Source organism: Phenylobacterium sp. (assembly GCF_025934275.1).
In the GTDB taxonomy this organism is placed as follows: Bacteria; Pseudomonadota; Alphaproteobacteria; order Caulobacterales; family Caulobacteraceae; genus Phenylobacterium.
On sequence record NZ_JAICYI010000030.1, the window covers coordinates 18,841 to 39,541 of the forward strand.

Consider the following 20,701-nt stretch of genomic DNA (forward strand, 5'->3'; position numbering starts at 1 on the left):
CGGTCCACCTCCGGACTAGCGCAGCGCGATCAGCTGGGCGTTGTCGGTCACCACATAGATCATGTCGCCTGCCGCGATCGGCGAGAGCAGCGTCGGCGCGCCGAGGTCGACCCGCTTCTCGATCGCGCCGGTCTTGGCGTTGACCGCGATGAGGTCGCCGGACGAGCCGGTTAGGATCAGCCGGTTGTCAGCGAGGATCGGGCTGGACCAGATCGGCCGGATGCTGCGCGAGCCGCCGATCCCGAAGAAGCCGCCGCGGCGCTTGCCGACGAAGCCCTGGTTGAGATCGCGCGTCCAATAGATCTGGCCGCTGTCGCGCGAGGCGCAGATCAGCTGCCCGGTCTTGGAGACCACGTAGACGACATCGCCGACCGGCAAGGGCGAGGTTATCCCCACCACCGGCAGGCTCCAGCGGGCCTGGCCGCTGCGCAGGTCGGTGGCGGCGAACACGCCGGAGTGGCTCACCGCGAAAACGTCGCCGCGGTAGATCACCGGGCGGCCGGGGATGTCGCGGATCTCGGAGAGCGCGCTGGTGCGGCTGGCGCGCGACAAGGCTTCGTCCCACAGGTCGTTGCCGTTGGCGGTGCGCAGCGCGACCAACTCGCCCGAGCCGAACGAGGCCACCACCGTGTCGCCGGACACCGCCGGGCTGGATGCGGCGAGGATCCGCGCCGGCTCCGAGAGCGCCTGGTAGCTCCATCCGGGCTGGCCGGTGGTCGCGTCAAAGGTGAGCAGGGAGTTGTCCAGCGCCACCACCATGACGCGGCCGTCGGCGACGGTGGGCGCGGCGTGGATCGGCTCGTCGGTGCGCGTCCGCCATCCGAGCCTGCCGCTCGCCGCATCGAGCTGCGCCACGAAGCGGAAGCCCGACGAGACGTAGAGCTTGCCGTCCAGGAAAGCGAGGCCGCCGCCGAACGACTCCCGGTCGCGCCGGTTGTCGGTGGGCCGCAGGTTCACGCGCCAGACCTCGGCGCCCGTGCGCGCGTCGTGCGCCGAGACGCCGGCTTCGGCGTCCATGGTGTAAACCCGTCCCGCCGCCTCGATCGGCGGGGCGGTGATGTGGATCGCGTTGTTCGTGCCCTGACCGATGCCGCGGCGCCAGACGATGGCGAGACTGGGCGCGGCGTCGATGTTCTCGACCGACTGCTCCAGCGTGCCGCCGGGCAGCGGCCAGTCGGCGACGGGCGCCGCGGGCGGCAGGGAGAAGTCGACTCCCTTCAGCGCCGCGGCCGGCGTGAGCTGCTCCTCAGGCTGCAGGATCGAGATCCGCGGGCCCTCGGCCGCGCTCTCCTTGGACCCTGACGACCCGTGGAAGGGATTGAGCCGGCTGACCGTCGAGCAGCCGCTCGCGCCGATCGCGGCGCTCAGCAGGACAGCGAGGAGGACGTGGCGGCGCTGCGGCGTCATTGCGGTTCCGGGACTTGCGGTTGCGGCTGTGCGGGGGCTCCGCCTGGCGTGAGCTGCGGCCTCGGCGGCAGCGCCGCCTGGGCCTTGGCGAGTCCGGGGACCGCCTTGGCCGAGCCGGAGTCTATCAGGTTGATCGCCGCCTTGGCGCGCTCCCGCGCGCCCTCCGGCGCGTCGAGGGAGTTGGCGATCATCGAGAACTCGCGCCGGGCGCCCGCGCCGTCGCCGGCCATCAGCTTGGCAAAGCCGAGCGCCTCGCGCGCCTGCACCCGGTAGGGGCGTTTGTCGCCGATCAGCGGGGTCAAGCGCGCCTCCACCTGCGTCTCCGGGGCGGTGTCGAGCAAGGCGAAGGCAGATTTGAGGCGCGCGGCGTCGCCGATGATGTCGTCGGGCGCGGCCTGGGCCGCCCGATCGAAGTACTTCACCGCCTCGGCGGGCTTGTTGTCGCCCATGCTCAACCCGCCGAGCTGCATCAGGGCGAGCGACCTGTAGCCTTTTGCGGGCGACCTGGAGACTTCGGTCCAGAGCCGGGCGGCGGCCGCCTTGTGGCCCTGGCCCATGGCGTCGAGGGCTGCGCCGTACTCGTCGGAGGCCTTGGCGATCGCCTGCTGGCGATAGGATTGCCAGCCCCAGACCGCGAGCGCCGCGATCAGCGCGGCCGCGCCCAGGCCGAGCACCCACGGCAAGGCCCTTTGCCCCAGCGCCCGATAGCGCTCGGAGCGAAGCTGCTCCTCGACCTCTTCGAACAGATCGGTCAATCGGGACTCCGGGGAATGGCGGCCGCGCCGCGCAGAGGCCGGGAACCTATAGCGCGCCGCAGGGCCCCGCAACGCCTGCCACTTGGCCGCATCGGGCGAACTCGCGGTTGGAAAATGACGTCCGCGCGCGCTTGGGCTAACGTCGATCGCGAGCCCGCGGCGAGAGCCGCCCCGGGACCGCAAGGAACGCGCCCCATGTCGATCAAGGACGTCTACGCCATCCCGCCCGACGGCGCCGTCTGGGCCGTGCCCCAGGCCTTCGATGCGCGGTTCAACTGGGACTACGACGATGGCCGCCAGACGATGATGCACCTCTACCGCCGCGGCGTGGAGATGCAGTGGAACGCCGAGACGCGGATCGACTGGTCGCAGGAGCTCGACGAGGACAACCCCGAGCAGCTGCCCGAGGAGATGCTGCCGATCTCCGGGATGGCGACCTACGAGAAGATGTCGGCCAAGGAGAAGGCGCGCGTGCGCCGGCACTTCCAGGCCTGGCAGATCAGCCAGTTCATGCAGGGCGAACAGGGCGCGCTGATCTGCGCGGCCAAGATCGTGACGCAGGTGCCGGACGTGGATTCCAAGTTCTACGCCGCCACCCAGGTGATCGACGAGGCGCGCCACGTGGAGAGCTACAAGCGCCTGCTTGAGAAGTTCGGCGTCGCCTATCCGATGACCCCGCCCCTGCAGGAGCTGATCGACCAGGTGCTGCGGGATACCCGCTGGGACATGACCTACCTCGGCATGCAGGTGGTGATCGAGGGCCTGGCGCTCGCCGCCTTCCAGCAGATCCGCGACCACGCCCAGAACCCGCTGGCGGCGGCGGTCAACGCCTACGTGATGCAGGACGAGAGCCGGCACGTGGCGTTCGGCCGGCTGGCGCTGCGCGACTACTATCCGCAGCTGACCCAGAAGGAGCGCGACGAGCGGGAAGAATTCCTGCTGGAGGCCTGCTACCTGATGCGCGACCGGTTCGATGCCGTGGAGGTCTGGAAGACGCTGGGCCTCGATCCCGCCGAGTGCGCCGCGCACATGTACGATTCCGGCTTCATGCAGAAGTTCCGCTCCAGCCTGTTCACCCGCATCGTGCCGATCGTGAAGGACATCGGGCTCTGGGGCGAGACGATCCGCAAGGGCTACGGCGAGATGGGCATCCTGGAATTCGCCGAGGCCGACGTGCAGGCGCTGCAGGACGAGGACGAGACCATCGCCCGCGACTTCGACGCGCGCCGCGCCTATGTCGACAGCGTGATCGCCCGCGCCGGGAAGCTGGAGCCCGCCGAGTAGGCTCAGCCGGCCTTGGCGAAATAGATCTCCGCAGGGCCCGGGAAGCGGCGGGCGCGGACGTCGTCGGCGTAGGCGCCCACCGCGCGCGAGATCTCGCCGCGCAGGTCGGCGTAACGGCGCACGAACTTCGGGGTCCAGTCGAACAGCCCCAGCATGTCGTCGGTGACCAGGATCTGGCCGTCGCAGCCGGAGGACGCGCCGATGCCGATGGTCGGGACCGGGACCGCCTCGGTGATCTCGCGCGCGAGGCCCTCGGCCACCCCTTCGACGACCAGGGCGAAGGCGCCGGCGTGCGCCGCGGCGCGCGCCGCCTCGAGGATCCGCTGGCGCTCCTCGGACTCGCGGCCCTTGGCCTTGAAGCCGCCTTCCAGGTGCACCGCCTGCGGCCGCAGCCCCACATGGCCCATCACCGGAACGCCCCGCTGGACAAGGTAGCCGATGGTCTCGGCCACGGTCGGGCCGGCCTCCACCTTCACCGCCTGGGCGCCGGTCTCCTTGATCAGCCGCACGGCGTTGGCGTGGGCGGTCTCCGGCGAGCCCTCGTAGGCGCCAAACGGCATGTCGACCACCACCATGGCGTGGCGCGAGCCGCGCATCACCGCCTGGCCGTGCAGGATCATCATCTCCATGGTCACGCCCACGGTGTTCGGCAGGCCGTGAATCACCATGCCCACGGAATCGCCGACCAGGAGCAGGTCGCAATGCTCGTCCAGGATCTCGGCCATGGGGGTGGTGTAGGCGGTCAGGCAGACGATCGGCGTCTTGGATTTACGCTGCGTAATGTCAGGCGCCGCAAGCCGCCGGACCCGCTCCTGCCGATGGGATGACATGAAAAGCTAGAGCTCCTCGATCACGCGGGAGAGCGCAAATCCCATGGCCACGATGGCCAGGGCCGATGCGATCCACACCACAGCGCCCCCGCTGTAGAGGCTCGTGAGCCATTCGGCCCTCGGCGTGATCTGAGTCAAGCCGGCGCTGAGAACTTTAGCGGAATCGCCCGCGGACTCCACGCGCTGCACGAGGTTGGACATCACGATCTGGCTGGCGCCGATGATCCCGCCGCCGACGCCCGCGGCGCCGATCAGCCAGCGGCGCGCGGTCCAGCCGGTGTTCAGCCGCCGCTCGACCCGCCCGGCGAAGGCGGCCGCGTCCGGCAGCTCCGGGGCGTCCGCGAAGAGGCGCTCAAGCCGCCGCTCGAAGTCGACCTCAGCCATTGCCGCGTCTCCCTTCCAGCGAGGCGCCGCCGGCCGGCGCCAGGCGCGCTCTGAGCTTATCCAGACCACGTTTGACATGGGATTTGACCGTTCCCAGCGGCAGGTTCAAGGCCTCCGCCGCCTCCGCATGGCTCAGCCCCGTCCCGAAGCAGAGGGTGACGCAGACCCGCTCGCCGGGCGCCAGGGCCTTCAGCGCGCCGTCGAGATCGATCGCCGCCTCGGCGTCGGCCGCAACCTGGCCCTCGTCCGCGGGCGCGCTCTCCGCCGCCAGCTCGCCGAGCCGGCGCTCGCGCTGCAGACGCTTCAGGTAGAGCCGCGCCGCGATGCGTTTCACCCAGCCGGCGAAGGTCCCTTCGCCCCGGAAGTCGGTGATCCGCTCGAAGGCGGTGATGAACGCGTCCTGCGCCACGTCGTCGGCCTGGCTGGGCTGGGCGCCCATGCGGCGCAGCAGGGCGCGCACGCTGGAGCCGTGCCGGCGCACGAGCTCTCCGAAGGCTCGCCGCTCGCCGGTGGCCGCCAGACCGCACAGCTCCACGTCGTGGAGGCTTGCGATCCTCAGCTGTGTGGCGCCCGCCATGGGCCTCTCCCCCTCGGCCGGTCCGCCTACTCGCGATCGCGGTTGAGGAAGTACATGACGATGAAGGCGATCCCGATGAACGCCGGGAAGCAGGCGATGCCGATCATCGGCATGGTGGCGTCCGGATCATCGAAATTCAGGGCGAGGCCCATGGCGGCCAGGCCGACGCCGACGCCCAGCCAGATGATGCCGGTGCGCAGGTCGCGCTGCGGCGACAGCGCCGGCCGGATCCTGGCGCTGCGGGAGATCGCCTCGGTGACGTTCTCCGGCATCGGCTCGCCCTTCTCGATGGCGACCCGCATCATTTCCAGCATTCGCTGGCGCTCCTGCGAGCGGAAGTACATCGGCGCGACCACCATGGCGGTGATCGAACCGAAGATGATCAGGAGGATCATAATCGCGACCATCGGTTGCCCCTTTTTCTCAATTGCACAGCGATCGAGCGTGCTTCTCGTGGAGAAAGAGGCTCGGCCGCCGGACGACGGATGCACGAACGCGACTTAAACTTTGCTCATGATTCCGCGCCGAGCGCCCCGGCGGGCCGGCCGCCGAGCAGCGCCGCGCCCCAAAGCGCGGCGGCCAGCAGGGCCGCGGCCGGCGCGAGCGCGCCGGACAGCGCCGCGAGCGTCGGCTGCAGCGCGGGCCACAGGCCCCAGAGCGCCGCGCCGCCGACGACGCTGAGGCCGGCGAGCAGGGCGAGGTCCTCCAGCCACCTCCGGCGCGCCAGCCGCTCCATCACCGCGGTGGAGAAGTCCGGATCGCGGGCCGGCGGCGCGTCGCCGGCGAACAGCGCCGCCAGGCGCGCGTCAGCCTCGGTCATCTTGCACTCCCAACGCTTCCAAGAGACGCGCGCGGCCGCGCGTCACGTGGCTCTTCACCGTGCCGAGCGGCAGGCCCAGCGCCTCGGCCGCCTCGGCGTGACTGAACTCCGCCGCCAGGCACAGGGCAACGCAGGCGCGCTGGTCCGGCGGCAGGGCGGCCAACACGCGCTCGAGCGTCAGCCGGTCATCCAGGCGGCCGCCCGCGGCCTGGGTCCGCGCGGCCTCGTAGGCGCCGTCCCGGGCGCGGCTGCGAAACGAGGCGCGAAGCGCCGTCAGGTGCTTGCGGTAGGCGATGCCGCAGAGCCACGCCCTGACGCTCGCGCCGCGCTTCAGCCGGCCGATCCGCGACCAGGCGGCGAGGAAGGTCTCCTGCGCAAGATCGTCGGCCAGCCCCCAGTCGCCGCATGCCCGCCTGAGGAACGCGCGCACCGCCTGCTGATGCCGCTCCACGAGCCGCGAGAAGGCCTCCGTCGACCCCGCCTGGGCCGCGGCGACGAGGCTCTCGTCGAGGCCCTCCAGCTTCATCTCGGACGGAAGGCGCTCGAGAAGATCGCCCCGAGCAGGTTGCCCACGAAGACGAAGCTCATGACGACCGCGACCAGCCGGAAGGCGCCGTAAGCGCCGGGGATGTCGGAGTACTCAGACGCCCACCAGAACCCGGCCGCCACTGCGCCCGTGACGAAGGCGCTGCGCCACTGCCAATAGGGTCCCCAGCGATAGTAGCGGCGCCACATGCGACGGCCGTAAAGGCCATAGGGTCCCGGATAGGGCGGCGGCGCGCCCGCCCCCCACGCCGGGTCCGCATAGGGATCGCCGGCCGCGCGGAGCAGCTCCGGCGGCGGCTCCTTGCCCTGGGCGTGATAGCTCCGGATCAGCTCCAGGTGGTCGCGGCTGCGCTTGTAGGCGAGCCAGCGATCCCACGCGCCGAAGGCGAAGAAGCCGATGGGAAACAGCAGCCACCAGTAGCTGCGGAAGAAATCGTCGAAGTACATGAGCTGTCGCTCCTGGACGGCGCATGCGGAGCCCCTCCCCGCCCGCGCTCGCCCCTAGTCGCCGCCGGCGCCCCGGACGGATGCGACGCCGCAGTATCCGCCGCAACCGGGCGCAGGGCCACCGCCGTTCAAGCGAACTCCGCCGCATAGGCCTCCGGCCGGAAGCCCACCAGCAGCTTGCCGTCGTGGTCCAGCACCGGGCGCTTGATCATCGAGGGCTGGGCCGCCATCAGCGCGATGGCCTTCGCCGCATCGAGGTTCTGTCTGTCCGCGTCCGGAAGCTTCCTGAAGGTGGTCCCCGACCGGTTGAGCAGGGTTTCCCAGCCGACCTCCCGCACCCAGGCCTGCAGCCGGCTCCGCTCGATCCCCTGCTTCTTGTAGTCGTGGAACGCGTAGGCGACGCCCGCCCGGTCGAGCCAGGTCCAGGCCTTCTTCATCGTGTCGCAGTTGCGGATGCCGTAAAGGGTGGCTGCCAAGGTGGGGGGCTCCCATGCCGAAGATCGAACTCGCCAAGGACGCCCGCGAGGCGGCGGTCCGGGCGCTTGCAGCCTACCTCAAGACCGAGCTGGAGGTGGAGGTCACGCCCTTCGACGTCCAGTTCCTCCTGGACTTCATCGCCGAGCGCATCGGGCCCTATTTCTACAACCAGGCGCTGGCGGACGCGCAAGTGAACCTCCGCGCCAAGCTCGAAGCGGTCGGCGAAGCGCTCTACGAGCTCGAGAAGCCGGTGAAGGCGTAGGCGGACCCCTTGGCGGGACGGGCCGTGGCGATGAGCCGGACGCTGACGCCTGCGGGCGCGGCCAGGGCTTGCTAGAGGGGAACCGTCGGGGAAACCAGGCCAAACGCCGGCCTGGCTCTGGCCGGCGGACCGGCGCCCATGTCGCGGGCGTAAGCGCTCCGTCGATCTTCGAAGTCGGCTAGCCCCATCCATACGTCTGCGGCCGCCTCCTGGCGGCGCCGGACCTGGATCAGACCGCTGGACCCGGCGGTCGCGAGGGCCTGCCGGGCCTTGGCGCGATACTCCGCGGCCCTGATATCGCTTGCGATCATGACGATTGCCCCCCGCCCAGCGGATTCGGCGGGCGCCCGGGGGTGCGACCATGCAGCCGCTCGACGATCTGGCGAAGCCGCTCGACCTCCGCCTGGAGGGCGGTGACGTCACCTTGGAGCTGGGCGTTGCGCTGGCGCAGGAAGCTGTTGTCCCGGGCGAGGTCCGCAGACATGGAGGCGGTCACAGCGGCCGCCGTTTGCCGATAAGGCTGAAGAATTTTGGAAGGATAACCGCGACCACGACAAGCGCCGCGGACGTAGCGAAAAGCACAGGCATGATTGTCTCGAAGTGTGCGCCGCGTCGGAGATGATCGACCGCTTGTCTCTCGGCACAGGACCGACGACACGCAGGGGATATGGGGTGCCGGTTCGCGATTCACCAGAGGACGTCTGGGCGGAGCACCCAGACCATCGGACGTGGCGAAGTGCGGCGAGGGCTCTGGTGATGAACCACTTGGGGAGAGCGCTCCGGGACCGGTCTGAGCCTCGGCCGCGCCGGAGCCCGGAGTCGAGGCCTCGTAATCGGCATGGCGGCTTCCCACGTGTGTGGCGAGCGCCGTCGGGCGTGTGCCGCCATCGAAGCGGTCGATCTCGTCGGATGCGGCGCCATCGGAGACGACGATGTCCAAGTTCTTTGCAAGGCCCAGCCGATGAGCATCGGTTCCTGGTGGCGCGGCGCCTTCCCCACGGACGCGGAGGTCAGGACGGAGATTTGGATGCTGGGGACGCGTCATCGCGGATGGCCCTTGGATGGCGCGCTTGAAGAGCTCAAGGCCGCAAACCTCACGCCTGCCCGAACACAGCTGCTGCGCGCCTGCGTACGCGACCTGGAACGCCGATGAAGCCTGCCACGGAGCCGCCCCCGGTGCTCTCCCCAGCCGTCGATGCGCCCACGCCCACCTATGCCGAGCAGCTTGCGAGGCTCGAAGCGCAACGCAGGGCCTCTGACGATCTCCTGCTGCGCAAGATGCTGCACGTGCGGGAGCCGATGAACCCCGGCTAGCGCCGGGTTCCGGTCCAGCTGGACCGGCGGCTCGAGGGGACCGCGGGACTCCGGTCGCTCTGGCGGGCGCATGGCCATATGCTCCGGGGATGGAAACGCAGACCGAGATCGTTCAGCGCTGGCGCGACCTGCGCACGATGCTGATCCGGCAACTGAACATGTTCGAGAGGGGCGCGCTCACCCTGCGCTCCGGCGGACTGGACATGTCCGCCGAGGCGGCCGCCGATCTCAGGCGCGAGATTCTCGAGTTCGACGCCCTGATCGCCAAGGACGAGGCGGACCATCCCTAACGGGCGTGGAGAGGCCGGCGAGAGCCCGTTGCGCGGGCGCTGGCGCAATCGTGCGTGGAGACTGCGGTCAGGCCTCCCCCGAGGCGGGCGATGCAGAGAAAAAACGGCCGGCCTGCTCAGCCCATCCGTACCCTGCGCCGCTGAGCTGCTCACGGTCGTAGCTTGGCGATTCCTTGAAGCGGTCCTTGGTGACGTCGACCTGGAACGACCGGCCGACGCCGTCATAGCGCGCGATCCTGAAAGGCACGGGATGATATTTGCCCGAACCGCCGATCAAGCCGGCCGCCTCCACGATGAGGTACGCCACTGAGCCGGCCGCGGGATCGACGTACATCTCCCGCACCGTCCCGAGCTTTCGCCCCTCCTGGCCCGTGAGCGGCATGCCAATCACGTCGCTGGATTTCACCAGGCTCGCCGTCACCGGGCGACTCCCACCTTCATTTGCGAGGGCGTTCGACGAACGTCTCGATGCCCCACCGCAACGTCCCAGACCACCCGCCGTTCCGCGCAAACGGGCGAGATTGCGGCGCGATCCGCGGGCCTATTGATGGCCTTTCGCTCCAGCGAGCGCCGCTTCCGCCAAATCCAGCTCGTGCAGGAGTTTCCGGAAGCCCGCGTCGCCTATTTCCGCCCTCTCCCTCAGGCGGGACAGTTCGTCCCGCTCCGCGCGCAGGGCGGCCAGACGAAAGGTTCGGTCGGCGGCGGACGACCGCCGCAATTTCCGGCGCGCTTCCTCCGTCTGCGCCTTCGCCTCGAGCCGCGCCCGATAGTCGTCCATCACCAGCGCGCCCGCCTCCGCGTCGGCGATCCGTTCGGGACCCGTGGAACCCGCAGCCGTCGCATGTCCGACTTCCTCCATCTGTCGAAGGGCGGCTTCGGCCAGGGCCAGCCGCGCGCGCCGTTCCTCGGCCACGGCGGCGGCCTCGTCGGGCAAGGCGAGTCCCTTAAGCAGCAACGGAAAGACGACCGCCGTCGTGAGCAAGGAGCAGAGGATCACACCCATGGCGAAGAAGACCACCAGATCGCGGCCGGGGAGCGGCGCGCCGTTGGGCAGAGCCAGGGGGAGGGAAAGGACCGCCGCGAGGGTGATGGCGCCGCGCACGCCCGCGACCGCGCTCGCGGCGATGACCCGGAACCCGGGATGGGACCTCGTCACCCCGCGCAGCGACGATCGATAGAGCGTGAATTCGAGCGAGGCCCAGACCCAGGCCAGCCGCAGGACCAGGAGCGCCCCGGCGATGGCGAAGAGGTAGCCGACCAGCAGAAGGACATGGCCGCCCGCGAAGGCCCGGGCCAGCGCGGGAGCTTCCGCCAGGAGCGCTGGAGCCTGCAGTCCGAGCAACAGGAAGATCAGGCCATTGAGCGTGAACTCCAGCATGTCCCAGACCGCGGCCACCTGCATGCGGGTGGCGAGCTTGCCGGCGCTCCGCAGTCCCATCCGGTCCCGCGTCGCCCCCGCGGCGACCGCCGCCAGAATCCCCGATCCGTGCAGGCCCTCGGCGGCGAGATAGGCCGCGAAAGGAAGCAGCAGGCCGAGCAGGACCTGCGTCGCTGAGTGGTCGGCGCCCCAGCGCACCATCCGGCTTTGGACCGCGCCAAAGAGCCACGCCGCCGCAGCGCCCACGAGGAGACCGACGGCGACAAGCTCGACGAACGTGAATGCCGCCCCGGCCAGGGAGAAGGCGCCGGTGATCATCGCTACGAGGGCGAACCTGAGACACACCAGGCCCGTCGCATCGTTCATGAGGGCTTCGCCGCTGAGGATGTGCAAGAGGCGTGGAGGAATAGGGGTGTCGTGCGCGAGCGCCTTCAGCGCGACCGCATCGGTCGGAGACAGGACGGCTCCGAGGGCGAAAGCCATCGCAATCGGCAGGCTCGGGACCAGCCAGTGGGCGAACCAGCCGATCCCCAAGACCGTGAAGACGACGAGACCGATGGCCATCGTCAGGATCGGCCCCTTGAGCCGAAAGACCTCGGCCTTGGGAATGCGCCAGGCGTCTGCGAACAGCAGCGGTGGAACCAGGAGGACGAAAAACAGGGCTGGATCCAGCCGCACGCGCAGTCCGAAGATCAGGGCGAGCGCAACACCCAGCCCGATCTGCAGGAGCGGGAGCGGCGCCGGCGTGAATTGCGCCGCCATTCCCGAAAGCGCGACCGCGAGCAACAGCGGCAGTACGGTCGTGACGACGTCCATGTCCCCACGCTAACAGCTGGCCCCGCGATCCTAGAAGGCGGGCAGAGGAAGCGACATTCCGAACGAGATGCGGCGGGACCCGACGCGGACCGGTCCGAAGGAGACTGGCGCGCGTTCGCCGTGCTCCGGCGCGGCTCTCATTTGCGACGCCGCCGCATCCTCCGCGCAGATCTGACCGTGCTTGACCCTCGTCAAAGCGCCGCGGCGGTTCTTCAATATGCTGCCCGACCTGCGGCCGCCCGCCCGGCAGGCCGTCACCTCTTCGGACGAAGAAAGGACAGCTGCAATGTCGATCATCGGATGGCTCGTTCTGGGCCTCATCGCCGGCTTCATCGCCAGCAGGATCGTCAACAAGACAGGCGCGGGCCTGATCATGGACATCGTGCTGGGCATTGTCGGCGCCTTCGTGGGCGGCTTCATATTCACGCGCTTCTTCGGGGCCGCGGGCGTCACCGGCTTCAACCTCTACAGCATGTTCGTGGCCGTGGCTGGCGCGGTCGTGCTGCTCCTTCTGTACCATCTGCTGTTCCGCCGCCGCGCGCTCTGAGCGCATCCGGACGTGGGCCACAGTGACGGCGATTGCTTACGGTCGAGCGGGACGATGGCGTTCGCGCCACCGGTTGAGGCGTCTTGGCGCCGCCATCCTCATCGCCGCAGCGCTCGGCCGCCCCGTGGCGGCCCCGGCCCAGCCCGCCGTTGAGCAACCTGCGCCGGCGGTGCCGCCCGGCGTGTGGCTGATGGACGGTCGGGTGGCGGTGCAGATCTTCGAGTGCGAAGGCCTGATGTGCGGCCGGATCGTCTGGCTGCGGATTCCGCGCGATCCCCAAGGGGCGTTGAATCTCGACAAGAAAAATCCCGTTCCCGCGCTGCGGCGACGTAAACTCTGCGGACTGACCATCCTTTGGGGCCTGCGCCCGACGGGGTCCAATCACTGGGTGGACGGGTGGTTCTACAATCCGGACGACGGAAGGGCCTACAACGTGACGGCCCAGCTCAAGTCCGACGATGTGATCGTCGCTCGCATCTTTCGCGGCGTTCCACTGTTCGGCACGACCAAGACGCTGAGCCGGGCGCCCCACGACACGACGGAGGGATGGTGCTGACGCATACGAAGGCCAGGGCGCGCGGTTCGAAAGTCCGCCACGGCGCCGTCATACGTGCTAAGGTTCTCTCGCTGAGCTCGGCTGCGTTCCACCCCAGGCTCGATATATCCCGGGTACGTCTTTCGCTCCGCGAGGCTCCGGTCGTTCGAAGGGACAGCCATGGCTGCCCGCGCCACGCTTGATCCGGATACCGGCCTCGCCCTGGCTTTGGCCGTGGTCGGCTCCTCGACCGCGCCGCTGGTCCTCCTCGACGACGATTTCAAGGTCGTCGCGGCCAGCGCGTCCTTCTTCACCGCCTTCCAGGTCGATCGCACGAGCGCGGAGGGACAATCGCTTTTCGACCTGCACTCAGGGGAATGGAATGTTCCTCAGCTCAGGGCATTGCTGAAGGCGACGTCCGCCGGCAACGCTCAGGTCGACGCCTACGAGATGGACCTGAGGGGCGACCGGGCCAAACCGCGACGCCTGATCATCAACGCCCAGAAGCTCGACTACGGCGACCCGGAACACGTCCGCCTCCTGCTCTCCGTGACAGACGTCACGGACGCGCGGCTCGCCGAAAAGCTGAAGGACGACCTGCTGCGGGAAAAGGCCATCCTGCTTCAGGAGATCCAGCACCGGGTCGCAAACAGCCTGCAGATCATCGCCAGCGTGATCCTCCAGAGCGCGCGGCAGGTGCGGTCGGAGGAGGCGCGGGGCTATCTCAGGGACGCCCATAGCCGGGTGATGTCGGTCGCGACCCTGCAACAGCAGTTGGCCGCATCCCGTCTGGGCGATGTCGAGCTTCGCGGCTATTTCACCCAGCTCTGCGAAAGCATCGGCGCGTCCATGATCCGCGATCCCGGCCAGCTGACCTTGGAGGTGAACGCGGACGCCAGGTCCGTTCCGGCGGAGGTCTCAGTGAGCCTCGGACTGGTGGTCACCGAGCTCGTGATCAACTCCTTGAAACACGCCTTTCCCGGCGGCCGGCCAGGCAGGATCGTGGTCGCTTACCACGCGCAGGGTCGGAACTGGACATTGTCGGTCGCGGACGACGGCGTCGGCATGCCCGAGGACGCGGCGAGCGCCACTCCGGGCCTTGGGACCAGCATCGTGGCGGCGCTCGCAAGGCAGTTGCGCGCGCGTGCGCAGGTCGCGAACGCGCACCCCGGCACAGCTGTTTCCTTGATCCATACCCACCTGGAGTCAGTCGAGGCCGGACCGTCGTCTCAAGCGGCGGCGCTTTGACGAACTCCGGCTCGGGGCGGCGCCCTCAAGGTTCCGAGAGGTGTAAGCACATGAAAAGCTCCACGACCTGGTATGTGATCACCGACGGCGGACGGGCCCGCGTGGTGCGAAGGCGCGACGATCGGGATGCATTCGAAACCCATCGGGAATTCGTCTCTGCGGAAATCCACGGCAAGACCCACGATATTGGCGCCGAGCGACCCGGGAGAGTCCATGAAAGCTCCGGCTCCGCCCACCACGCCATCGAGCCGCGCCATGACCTTCACCAGGCCGAGAAGCGGAGCTTCGTGGCCAAGGTCGCCGCAGCGCTGAACGAGGCCGCCGCCCGCGAGGAGTTCGACCAGCTTGTCCTGGTCGCGCCGGCCCACGCGCTCGAATGGCTCAACGAAGCCCTCGAGGCGCCGACGAGACTGAAGGTCGCGGCCGAGCTCCAGAAAGACCTCACCAAGACGCCCAATTCCGAGCTCGGAAAGCACTTCGCCCAGCTGAACGAGGCCGGACGGGGCTGAAGAGACCGGGCGGCGGCGCGCCGTCGGCGCGCCAAGAGCGAGCGGCGTCTGCGGCCATCGCCAAGATCGGATTTACAGCGTGCGCAGGGTCAAGCCGACCAGTCTTGACCAGGATCAATGTCGGCCGCGGGCAGAGGTGCAGCTTCATCATTGAGGCGAGCCAAGCCGCAATCAAGGCCAGGGACGAGGTCGGCCGACAGCAGAGGTCCGAATATGCGCCACGCCCTGACGACCGTCCTCGCCGCCGTTGTTGGTCTTTCGTCCGCCGCTTGCGCCACCGGCCCCTATTATGGCGAGCGCACGCACTATGGGGCTCAATACAGCGGCGGCGGCTGCTACGCCGGCGAGCGCCGCGACGACTGCCGCTAACGGCTGCGCGTCGAGCAGCAGAACCGCCATCGCTACGTCTGGCGGAACGATCACTACGAGGAGCAGGACGCAGCGACAGGAGCCGCCGTCGCAGGCGGCATCATCGGCTTCGCCCTGGGCGCCGCGATAGCGGGGTCGAACAGCGACCGCGACCACTACTATTCTCACCGGAACGACCGCGACTGGCAGAGCCGGTGCCGCGCAACGTACCCGGACTTCGATCCAAACACCGGCACCTACGCCGGACAGGACGGCTACCGGCACTACTGCACCCGCTGAGGTGACAGCATCACCGGGGGTCGCGGCTGATCGCTCCCGGCCCTCGGCAAAATCAGAACCGCATGGGAGGCCGCCAATGTCCCTGATTCTTATCATTGTTCTACTCGTTCTGATCTTTGGCGGAGGCGGTGGCTACTACGGCTATAGACGCTATGGCGGCGCCGGATTGGGCGGCGTCCTGGGGTTGGTGGTGGTCGTCCTGATCGTGCTTTGGCTCTTGGGCGTCTTCCGCACCTGAGAAGAATTGCGGCCGCCGTTCCGGCGATGGCGGCACGAGGCCAGTTCTCGCCGGGGCGATCTCGCCTGCACGAACTCGCCACGCTCCAGCGACCTTGGCAGAAGGCACATCCGATGAAGCACAGCCTGCGAACTCACCTCACCGCCAGCCTGGCCCTGGCCCTTGCGGCCCTGTTCTCGACGACCGAGGCGGGCGCGGCGCAGACCAAGCATCGGTCACATTCCCACGAGACGCGCGTCCTCGTGTGCAAGGACGTTCGCAAGGAGGCGAACAAAGGCACGGTGGTCGGCGCGGTCGCAGGCGGGGTCCTGGGCAACGTCGTCGCCGGCCACGGATCGAAGACCGCCGGGACCGTGATCGGCGCCGGCGCCGGGGCCGTCGCGGGCCATCAGATCGCCAAGAAGCAGGCCAAGCGAAACCGCGAGTGCCACTACGAATATCGGCGACGCTGAGAGCCGCCCACGGCGGCAGCGCCTCCGGGCAGGCCGCCATGCGGCATTGCGTGCAAGCGGCCTGCCGCGCCGTGTCCGCGGTATCAGGTATCGCTTGTGTCTCGAGCCCGAGGGGCCTCTGGCGAGCTCTCGGACAGCAGGCGCCGGATGAGGCGCGTCAGGTCCTCGGTCGAGGCCGGCTTGGTCCGATGCTCATACCCCTTCGCCGCGATTTCGCGCAGGGTGGCGGTCGATATGTCGCCCGTCAGGACGATGGCTGGCAGGCCGGGCCCGAGCGTGGCCTGCAGCCGCGACAGGACCTGCAGGCCCGTCAGGTCATGGGGCAGATTGTGGTCGACGATGACGAGGTCCGGCCGCAGGCCCTCGCGCTCGACCAGCCGGATCGCATCGGCGCCGTCGGCCGCCGTTTCAGCCGCATGGCCGTTCGTCGTAGCAAACAGCGCCAGCGACTCCCGCAGCGCCGGGTCGTCCTCGACGATCAGGATCGTGCCGCCACGTGCTGCAGGCGGGTCGAGCACTGTCGAAGGCGGCTTCCCTGCCAGGGGAGCCCCGGCCGGGGACAGCGGCACCTCGACGCAGAACACCGATCCGCGGCCAACCTTCGAACGGACGTCGACCGCGTGGCCAAGCAGGTCCGCCAGGCGCTGCACGATCGCCAGTCCGAGGCCCAGTCCCCGGCTGAGCTCCCGCGCCGGATTATCGATCTGGTGGAACTCGTCGAAGATCGCGCGAAGCTGAGCCTCGGGAATTCCGAGGCCGGTGTCCCAGACCTCGATACGAAGCTTGTCGCCACGCCGGCGGCATCCGAGGACGATCCGGCCCTTCTTGGTGTACTTCACCGCGTTCGACAGCAGATTGCGCACCACCTGATCCAGCAGCCGCGGATCGGTGCGGACCGCCAGCCGCGACGGCAGCACGCGCCAGCCCAGGCGCTTCGCCTTAGCGTGGTACGCGAACTCGGTCCGCAGCGGGTCGAGCAGGTCGGCGATGGGGAAGTCCACGATCTCCGGCCGCACCACCCCGGCTTCGAGCTGGTTGATGTCGAGCAGCGTGTTGAGCATGCCCGACATGGCCATAAGGGCTTCGTTGCCGCGGGCGACCAGCTCGACCGTGTCCTTGTCCTGCACCTTCCTGCCCAGCAACCCGTTCAGCAGGGTCAGGGTCTGCAGGGGCTGGCGCAGGTCGTGGCTTGCAGCGGCCAGGAACCTGGACTTGCCCAGGCTTGCGCTCTCGGCCACGAGCTTGGCCGCGTTCGCCTCGTCCTCCGCGCGTTTCCGGGCCGTGACGTCGGCGAAGGTGATCACCACGCCCTCGATGCGGTTTTCCTTGGTCCGGAAAGGCAAGGTCCGGCAGTTGTACCAGGCGCCGTTCTCGGCCTCGACCTCGCGGATGGTAGGGACCAGGCTGGACAGAACGGCGCGCGCGTCGCTGAGCAGCGCCGCGTTGGCGAAGTGATGGACCAGATCGGCCAGCGGGCGACCGACGTCCGTGGCGATCACGCTGAACAGCGCCCTCGCGGCCGGCGTGAAGAAGCGGATTCTGAGCTGGTCGTCGAGGATTATGGTGGCGATGTCGGAGCTGTTCAGGATGTTCTGGAGGTCGTCGCCGGTGGAGCGTTGCTGGTCGAGCACCTCCTGCAGCTGGCTGTTCAGCGCCGTCAGCTCCTCGTTCAGCGACTGCAGCTCCTCCTGCGAGGTCTCGAGCTCCTCGTTGGTGGTCTGGAACTCCTCGTTGACCGACATGGCCTCTTCGTTGATGGCCCGGATTTCCTCCTCGGCGATGTCGCGGTCGCGAATGGCCGCCTCAAGGTCCCGGCGGGCGGCCTCCAGCTCCTCCTCCAGTCGCGCGACGTGCGAGGTGTCGACCTGCGGCTCCGGCAGCGCCTGCGTGGAGCGCTCAGATTGCGGCAGATCCACGAAGCTCAGGAGGATCAGGTCCTCGCCCGCATTCGTCACCGCCCGAGCGGTGACGTCGACAGGCGTCGAGACGCCGTCGCGCTTCACCCGTCCCGCAACGGTGACGGGGTCCGGTTGCTGAGCGGCTTTTTCGATCGCCGTCCGGATCGCCGCCCGCAATCCCTCGCGCGCCGCCGCCAGCACGTCGAGGCTCGCCTCGCCGCTGGGCATCTTCAGGTAGAGGTCGGTGGGGCCGAAGTAGTAGACCCCCTGACGCCGCCGCCCGACGAGGATAGACGCCGGCGCATAGGTCTCGAGCAGCACCCGCCGGGCGAAATCCCCGACTCCGGGACGCGGGCCTGACGTTGGCGGCGGCGGCCGCGTCCAAACGGTGCGCGCGACTTTGCCGAGGCCAAGGGGGAGTTCCACATCGCCAGGCCGACTGCGGCCGATATGACGGTAGATCCGCTGCTTCTTGGAGATCGGCTCGAACCGGTCGCCGGCGGCGCCGACCGTCTCCGACCCGCCGAGGAAGAGGACGGCGCCCTCCCCGAGGGCGAAGTGGAAGAGGCCGATGACCTTCTGCTGAACCTCGGGACGCAGATAGATCAGCAAGTTGCGGCAACTGATCAGGTCCAGTCGCGAAAACGGCGCGTCGCTCACCAGGTCATGCACCGAGAAGACGATGGACGAGCGCAGTTCGCGGGCCGCCCGGTAGCCCTTCTCCTCCCGCACGAAGAACCGGGCCAGACGCTCCGGCGAGACGTCCGCCTCGATGGTCGGCGGGTAGAGCCCTTCGCGTGCGATGGAGACCGCCTTCGCATCGACGTCGGTGGCGAAGATCTGCAGCCGGATGTCCCGCTTGGCCCTGGCGATCGCCTCGAGCAGCAGCATGCAGATCGAATAGGCTTCCTCGCCCGTGCTGCAGCCCGTGACCCAGACGCGGATCGGCTGGTCCGGCGGACGCTGCTGCACCAGGCCGGGAAGGACCTCCTGCGCGAGGACGTCGAAGGCCGCCCCATCCCGGAAGAAGCGGGTGACATTGATGAGCAGGTCGTCGGCCAGGCGCTGAACCTCGGCGGGGTCGCGCGCCAGCAGCTCGAGATAAGCCTGGCTCGCGGCAAGGCCGTTCAGGGCCATCCGCCGCTCGATGCGGCGGTCCAGGGCGCCCCGCTTGTAGGGCGCGAAATCATGGGCGGTGCGCTTGCGAAGCAACTCGATGATCTGGCCGTAGGCCTCGTCTGCGCCACCGTCTTCGCCAGAGCTGCGCGGGTTCAGGTAGCGGTGTCCGCCATACTCGGCAAGCGCCCTGGGAATCCCCGCGAGCGGCAGCACCAGATCGACGGCGCCGGCGCTTATGGCGTTGCGCGGCATCCCGTCGTACTCGGCCTCGTCCGGATCCTGGGCGATCACGAGGCCGCCCGCAGCCTTGACCGCCTTGGCGCCGATGGCGCCGTCGGTCCCCGTTCCAGAAAGGATCACGGCGACGGAGTGGTCGCCGAACTGCTCGGCAAGGGACTCCAGCAGAAAGTCGAACGGCATGCGTATGATGGGGCGGCCGGGCACGCTGGAAAGGCGCAGCGCGCCGCCCTCCACAGAGAGGTAACGGCCCGGCGGGATTGCGTAGATGTGGTCCGCTTCCAGCAGCGCGCCTTCCGCGGCTTCTACCATCGGCATGGCGGCATGAGGGGCGAGAAGCTCGACCATCATGCTGGCGTGGCTAGGATCGAGATGCTGCACCAGGATGAACGCCATGCCGCTCTTAGGCGGCAGCGCGCGCAGCAGGATGCGAAAAGCCTCGAGGCCGCCGGCCGAGGCGCCAACGCCCACCACCGGGAAATCGATGCGCCGAGCCGGTTCGACGCGGGTATCCGGTCGCCGCCGCCTCCGCATTGTGTCACGCACACCCGGCGGACCTGGACCGCTGGTCGACATAGCTGGCCCCCTCGCTGGGCTGATGCGGGGAGGAGACCGGTCCCGAGCCGGCTCCTCGGGAAGCGCCCCTTGGCCCCCTTACGTTATCAGGCGGCGTATCGCGGGCTAAAAGCGCCGTGCACGAACCGCTCCAGACGCGCGGCGTCGAAAGGCTTGGGCAGGAACGGCGCTCCGCCCAGGAGCGGCGGAAGATCCGCCGTGCCTGCCCGGCCCGAGGCGACGATGAACGGTATGTTGCGTTCGGCCAGGGCGATCGCCGCGGGGAGGACGCTCACGCCGTCAAGCTCCAGGTCAAGCAGGGCGCCGTCGATCTGCTCGAGCCGGATGGCTTCGAGAGCCTTCTCGAGATCTTCGAAGGGGCCAACGACGTTGCAGCCGGCCCCCAGCAGGATCTGCCGGATGAAATCCCCGATCAGCACGTTGTCCTCGGCGACCAGCACCCGCAGGCCCCGCCATGGTTCTGTCGTGGACTGGACCATCGCGACTTTCTTTCCGGGCGCCTTGAGCTCGATCGCGTGGCAGCCGACGCCCAGCCGCCAGCTGAACTATTCACTATAACACATAACCGTCGTTCTCCTGATCCAGATCAAAAGCGATCAAAGAGCGGCGGCCGTCGGGCGTCCGACGCAAGGGAGGGGCTTCGGCCGGAGCTGACCCCCCAGGGCTTTTTGCGTGCGATTCACACGACCTCCAGGGCGTCCCACGGCGTGTCCGGGAGCCTCAAGGGACGAAGCGCGCAGCCCTTGATCCGGCGAAGGCGTTTGACATGGCGCATGGCCGCTCGCGGGTTCGAACCTACCGTCGGCGAGCTGCAACAGGAGATCGACCATGAAGGGCTTCGTCCAGGACATCGAGGACCTGACCGAGGACAACAGGGACTTCCGCCGCGTGCTCTATACCGGCAAGCACCTGCAACTGGTGGTGATGGCCCTAAAGCCGGGCGAGGAGATCGGAGAGGAAGTCCATCCCGACCATGACCAGTTCTTCCGGTTGGAGAAGGGGAAGGGCGAGGTCTGGATCGACGGCGAACGCACGAAAATCAAGAGCGACGATGCGATCGTGGTCCCGGCCGGCGCCCGGCACAACGTCGTCAACACCGGCGACAAG

At 68.8% G+C, this 20,701-nt stretch carries 28 protein-coding genes; 13 read left to right on the top strand and 15 right to left on the bottom strand.

The window, feature by feature from the left end; translation table 11 throughout:
• Window positions 1-15: 15 nt before the first annotated feature.
• Window positions 16-1,407 (bottom strand): PQQ-like beta-propeller repeat protein, encoded by a 1,392-nt coding sequence (locus tag Q0W60_RS09445; protein WP_297694884.1) that lies wholly within the window; start codon window positions 1,405-1,407, stop codon window positions 16-18.
• Window positions 1,404-2,162: a tetratricopeptide repeat protein gene (locus Q0W60_RS09450; protein ID WP_297694886.1), complete on the bottom strand. Its 759-nt coding sequence runs from the start codon at window positions 2,160-2,162 to the stop codon at window positions 1,404-1,406. Before Q0W60_RS09450 ends, Q0W60_RS09445 begins: the two co-directional genes overlap by 4 nt.
• 195 nt (window positions 2,163-2,357) lie before the next feature.
• On the opposite strand from Q0W60_RS09450, the gene Q0W60_RS09455 reads away from it, so the two are divergent.
• On the top strand, window positions 2,358-3,446 hold the full coding sequence (locus Q0W60_RS09455; RefSeq protein WP_297694888.1) for a ferritin-like domain-containing protein: 1,089 nt from the start codon (window positions 2,358-2,360) through the stop codon (window positions 3,444-3,446).
• A 2-nt stretch (window positions 3,447-3,448) separates the two neighbouring features.
• Here Q0W60_RS09455 and panB read toward each other — a convergent pair whose 3' ends face one another.
• The 8 genes from panB to Q0W60_RS09495 form a co-directional block, all read right to left on the bottom strand.
• Window positions 3,449-4,276, bottom strand: a complete 828-nt coding sequence (panB, locus tag Q0W60_RS09460; RefSeq protein ID WP_297694890.1) for a 3-methyl-2-oxobutanoate hydroxymethyltransferase — start codon at window positions 4,274-4,276, stop codon at window positions 3,449-3,451.
• Between the two features lie 6 nt (window positions 4,277-4,282).
• Window positions 4,283-4,660 carry a hypothetical protein gene (locus tag Q0W60_RS09465; RefSeq protein ID WP_297694892.1) on the bottom strand — a complete coding sequence of 126 codons (378 nt, stop codon included), beginning with the start codon at window positions 4,658-4,660 and terminating at the stop codon, window positions 4,283-4,285.
• Entirely contained in the window at window positions 4,653-5,237 is a 585-nt protein-coding gene (locus tag Q0W60_RS09470) for a sigma-70 family RNA polymerase sigma factor (protein ID WP_297694894.1), read from the bottom strand. Before Q0W60_RS09470 ends, Q0W60_RS09465 begins: the two co-directional genes overlap by 8 nt.
• 26 nt (window positions 5,238-5,263) lie before the next feature.
• The gene (locus Q0W60_RS09475; protein ID WP_297694896.1) at window positions 5,264-5,644 is read right to left on the bottom strand and encodes a DUF6249 domain-containing protein; all 381 of its coding nucleotides are present in this window, start codon (window positions 5,642-5,644) and stop codon (window positions 5,264-5,266) included.
• 104 nt (window positions 5,645-5,748) lie between these two features.
• Window positions 5,749-6,057 carry a hypothetical protein gene (locus tag Q0W60_RS09480; RefSeq protein ID WP_297694898.1) on the bottom strand — a complete coding sequence of 103 codons (309 nt, stop codon included), beginning with the start codon at window positions 6,055-6,057 and terminating at the stop codon, window positions 5,749-5,751.
• Complete coding sequence (locus Q0W60_RS09485) at window positions 6,044-6,583, bottom strand: RNA polymerase sigma factor (RefSeq protein WP_297694900.1); 540 nt, start codon at window positions 6,581-6,583, stop codon at window positions 6,044-6,046. Before Q0W60_RS09485 ends, Q0W60_RS09480 begins: the two co-directional genes overlap by 14 nt.
• Window positions 6,580-7,050 (bottom strand): hypothetical protein, encoded by a 471-nt coding sequence (locus tag Q0W60_RS09490; RefSeq protein ID WP_297694902.1) that lies wholly within the window; start codon window positions 7,048-7,050, stop codon window positions 6,580-6,582. Before Q0W60_RS09490 ends, Q0W60_RS09485 begins: the two co-directional genes overlap by 4 nt.
• A gap of 128 nt (window positions 7,051-7,178) precedes the next feature.
• A complete protein-coding gene (locus Q0W60_RS09495; RefSeq protein ID WP_297694904.1) occupies window positions 7,179-7,526 on the bottom strand; it encodes an ArsC family reductase in 348 nt (115 codons plus the stop codon).
• Between the two features lie 14 nt (window positions 7,527-7,540).
• Between Q0W60_RS09495 and Q0W60_RS09500 the strand changes: the two genes are divergently transcribed.
• A complete protein-coding gene (locus Q0W60_RS09500; RefSeq protein ID WP_297694906.1) occupies window positions 7,541-7,789 on the top strand; it encodes a DUF2164 domain-containing protein in 249 nt (82 codons plus the stop codon).
• Between the two features lie 307 nt (window positions 7,790-8,096).
• Here the strand turns inward: Q0W60_RS09500 and Q0W60_RS09505 are convergent, their stop codons facing one another.
• Window positions 8,097-8,273 carry a hypothetical protein gene (locus tag Q0W60_RS09505; RefSeq protein ID WP_297694908.1) on the bottom strand — a complete coding sequence of 59 codons (177 nt, stop codon included), beginning with the start codon at window positions 8,271-8,273 and terminating at the stop codon, window positions 8,097-8,099.
• 665 nt (window positions 8,274-8,938) lie between these two features.
• On the opposite strand from Q0W60_RS09505, the gene Q0W60_RS09510 reads away from it, so the two are divergent.
• Window positions 8,939-9,103, top strand: coding sequence for a hypothetical protein (locus Q0W60_RS09510; RefSeq protein ID WP_297694910.1), 165 nt, complete (start codon window positions 8,939-8,941; stop codon window positions 9,101-9,103).
• Between the two features lie 89 nt (window positions 9,104-9,192).
• Window positions 9,193-9,393, top strand: coding sequence for a hypothetical protein (locus tag Q0W60_RS09515; RefSeq protein ID WP_297694912.1), 201 nt, complete (start codon window positions 9,193-9,195; stop codon window positions 9,391-9,393).
• Between the two features lie 67 nt (window positions 9,394-9,460).
• On the opposite strand, the gene Q0W60_RS09520 is transcribed toward Q0W60_RS09515, so the two are convergent.
• Complete coding sequence (locus Q0W60_RS09520; RefSeq protein ID WP_297694914.1) at window positions 9,461-9,814, bottom strand: PRC-barrel domain-containing protein; 354 nt, start codon at window positions 9,812-9,814, stop codon at window positions 9,461-9,463.
• A gap of 120 nt (window positions 9,815-9,934) precedes the next feature.
• Entirely contained in the window at window positions 9,935-11,587 is a 1,653-nt protein-coding gene (locus Q0W60_RS09525) for a Na+/H+ antiporter (RefSeq protein ID WP_297694915.1), read from the bottom strand.
• 181 nt (window positions 11,588-11,768) lie between these two features.
• On the opposite strand from Q0W60_RS09525, the gene Q0W60_RS09530 reads away from it, so the two are divergent.
• The 8 genes from Q0W60_RS09530 (at window position 11,769) to Q0W60_RS09560 (ending at window position 15,764) form a co-directional block, all read left to right on the top strand.
• Window positions 11,769-12,134, top strand: coding sequence for a GlsB/YeaQ/YmgE family stress response membrane protein (locus Q0W60_RS09530; RefSeq protein ID WP_366075426.1), 366 nt, complete (start codon window positions 11,769-11,771; stop codon window positions 12,132-12,134).
• Window positions 12,135-12,207: 73 nt separating this feature from the next.
• On the top strand, window positions 12,208-12,690 hold the full coding sequence (locus Q0W60_RS09535) for a DUF2147 domain-containing protein (RefSeq protein WP_297694917.1): 483 nt from the start codon (window positions 12,208-12,210) through the stop codon (window positions 12,688-12,690).
• Window positions 12,691-12,849: 159 nt separating this feature from the next.
• Complete coding sequence (locus tag Q0W60_RS09540) at window positions 12,850-13,917, top strand: histidine kinase dimerization/phosphoacceptor domain -containing protein (RefSeq protein WP_297694919.1); 1,068 nt, start codon at window positions 12,850-12,852, stop codon at window positions 13,915-13,917.
• Between the two features lie 50 nt (window positions 13,918-13,967).
• A complete protein-coding gene (locus tag Q0W60_RS09545; protein WP_297694921.1) occupies window positions 13,968-14,426 on the top strand; it encodes a host attachment protein in 459 nt (152 codons plus the stop codon).
• A 213-nt stretch (window positions 14,427-14,639) separates the two neighbouring features.
• A complete protein-coding gene (locus Q0W60_RS09550) occupies window positions 14,640-14,795 on the top strand; it encodes a hypothetical protein (protein WP_297694923.1) in 156 nt (51 codons plus the stop codon).
• 126 nt (window positions 14,796-14,921) lie between these two features.
• The gene (locus Q0W60_RS17405) at window positions 14,922-15,074 is read left to right on the top strand and encodes a BA14K family protein (protein WP_366075432.1); all 153 of its coding nucleotides are present in this window, start codon (window positions 14,922-14,924) and stop codon (window positions 15,072-15,074) included.
• Between the two features lie 76 nt (window positions 15,075-15,150).
• The gene (locus Q0W60_RS09555) at window positions 15,151-15,312 is read left to right on the top strand and encodes a DUF3309 family protein (protein WP_297694925.1); all 162 of its coding nucleotides are present in this window, start codon (window positions 15,151-15,153) and stop codon (window positions 15,310-15,312) included.
• A gap of 113 nt (window positions 15,313-15,425) precedes the next feature.
• The gene (locus Q0W60_RS09560; RefSeq protein ID WP_297694927.1) at window positions 15,426-15,764 is read left to right on the top strand and encodes a glycine zipper 2TM domain-containing protein; all 339 of its coding nucleotides are present in this window, start codon (window positions 15,426-15,428) and stop codon (window positions 15,762-15,764) included.
• Window positions 15,765-15,847: 83 nt separating this feature from the next.
• Here the strand turns inward: Q0W60_RS09560 and Q0W60_RS09565 are convergent, their stop codons facing one another.
• A complete protein-coding gene (locus tag Q0W60_RS09565; RefSeq protein ID WP_366075430.1) occupies window positions 15,848-19,594 on the bottom strand; it encodes a chemotaxis protein CheB in 3,747 nt (1,248 codons plus the stop codon).
• Window positions 19,595-19,680: 86 nt separating this feature from the next.
• Entirely contained in the window at window positions 19,681-20,034 is a 354-nt protein-coding gene (locus Q0W60_RS09570) for a response regulator (RefSeq protein ID WP_297694931.1), read from the bottom strand.
• A gap of 388 nt (window positions 20,035-20,422) precedes the next feature.
• Here Q0W60_RS09570 and Q0W60_RS09575 point away from each other — a divergent pair.
• Window positions 20,423-20,701, top strand: a 279-nt coding sequence (locus Q0W60_RS09575) for a cupin domain-containing protein (protein ID WP_297694933.1), incomplete at its 3' end; no start/stop codon positions are given.

Excerpts from the sequence above, each read along its gene's own strand:
- Q0W60_RS09445 (WP_297694884.1), bottom strand. The coding sequence starts at position 1,407 with ATGACGCCGCAGCGCCGCCACGTCCTCCTCGCTGTCCTGCTGAGCGCC.
- Q0W60_RS09455 (WP_297694888.1), top strand. The coding sequence starts at position 2,358 with ATGTCGATCAAGGACGTCTACGCCATCCCGCCCGACGGCGCCGTCTGG.
- panB (WP_297694890.1), bottom strand. The coding sequence starts at position 4,276 with ATGTCATCCCATCGGCAGGAGCGGGTCCGGCGGCTTGCGGCGCCTGAC.
- Q0W60_RS09465 (WP_297694892.1), bottom strand. The coding sequence starts at position 4,660 with ATGGCTGAGGTCGACTTCGAGCGGCGGCTTGAGCGCCTCTTCGCGGAC.
- Q0W60_RS09470 (WP_297694894.1), bottom strand. The coding sequence starts at position 5,237 with ATGGCGGGCGCCACACAGCTGAGGATCGCAAGCCTCCACGACGTGGAG.
- Q0W60_RS09475 (WP_297694896.1), bottom strand. The coding sequence starts at position 5,644 with ATGGTCGCGATTATGATCCTCCTGATCATCTTCGGTTCGATCACCGCC.
- Q0W60_RS09480 (WP_297694898.1), bottom strand. The coding sequence starts at position 6,057 with ATGACCGAGGCTGACGCGCGCCTGGCGGCGCTGTTCGCCGGCGACGCG.
- Q0W60_RS09485 (WP_297694900.1), bottom strand. The coding sequence starts at position 6,583 with ATGAAGCTGGAGGGCCTCGACGAGAGCCTCGTCGCCGCGGCCCAGGCG.
- Q0W60_RS09490 (WP_297694902.1), bottom strand. The coding sequence starts at position 7,050 with ATGTACTTCGACGATTTCTTCCGCAGCTACTGGTGGCTGCTGTTTCCC.
- Q0W60_RS09500 (WP_297694906.1), top strand. The coding sequence starts at position 7,541 with ATGCCGAAGATCGAACTCGCCAAGGACGCCCGCGAGGCGGCGGTCCGG.
- Q0W60_RS09505 (WP_297694908.1), bottom strand. The coding sequence starts at position 8,273 with ATGTCTGCGGACCTCGCCCGGGACAACAGCTTCCTGCGCCAGCGCAAC.
- Q0W60_RS09510 (WP_297694910.1), top strand. The coding sequence starts at position 8,939 with ATGAAGCCTGCCACGGAGCCGCCCCCGGTGCTCTCCCCAGCCGTCGAT.
- Q0W60_RS09515 (WP_297694912.1), top strand. The coding sequence starts at position 9,193 with ATGGAAACGCAGACCGAGATCGTTCAGCGCTGGCGCGACCTGCGCACG.
- Q0W60_RS09525 (WP_297694915.1), bottom strand. The coding sequence starts at position 11,587 with ATGGACGTCGTCACGACCGTACTGCCGCTGTTGCTCGCGGTCGCGCTT.
- Q0W60_RS09540 (WP_297694919.1), top strand. The coding sequence starts at position 12,850 with ATGGCTGCCCGCGCCACGCTTGATCCGGATACCGGCCTCGCCCTGGCT.
- Q0W60_RS09545 (WP_297694921.1), top strand. The coding sequence starts at position 13,968 with ATGAAAAGCTCCACGACCTGGTATGTGATCACCGACGGCGGACGGGCC.
- Q0W60_RS09550 (WP_297694923.1), top strand. The coding sequence starts at position 14,640 with ATGCGCCACGCCCTGACGACCGTCCTCGCCGCCGTTGTTGGTCTTTCG.
- Q0W60_RS09555 (WP_297694925.1), top strand. The coding sequence starts at position 15,151 with ATGTCCCTGATTCTTATCATTGTTCTACTCGTTCTGATCTTTGGCGGA.
- Q0W60_RS09560 (WP_297694927.1), top strand. The coding sequence starts at position 15,426 with ATGAAGCACAGCCTGCGAACTCACCTCACCGCCAGCCTGGCCCTGGCC.
- Q0W60_RS09565 (WP_366075430.1), bottom strand. The coding sequence starts at position 19,594 with ATGTCGACCAGCGGTCCAGGTCCGCCGGGTGTGCGTGACACAATGCGG.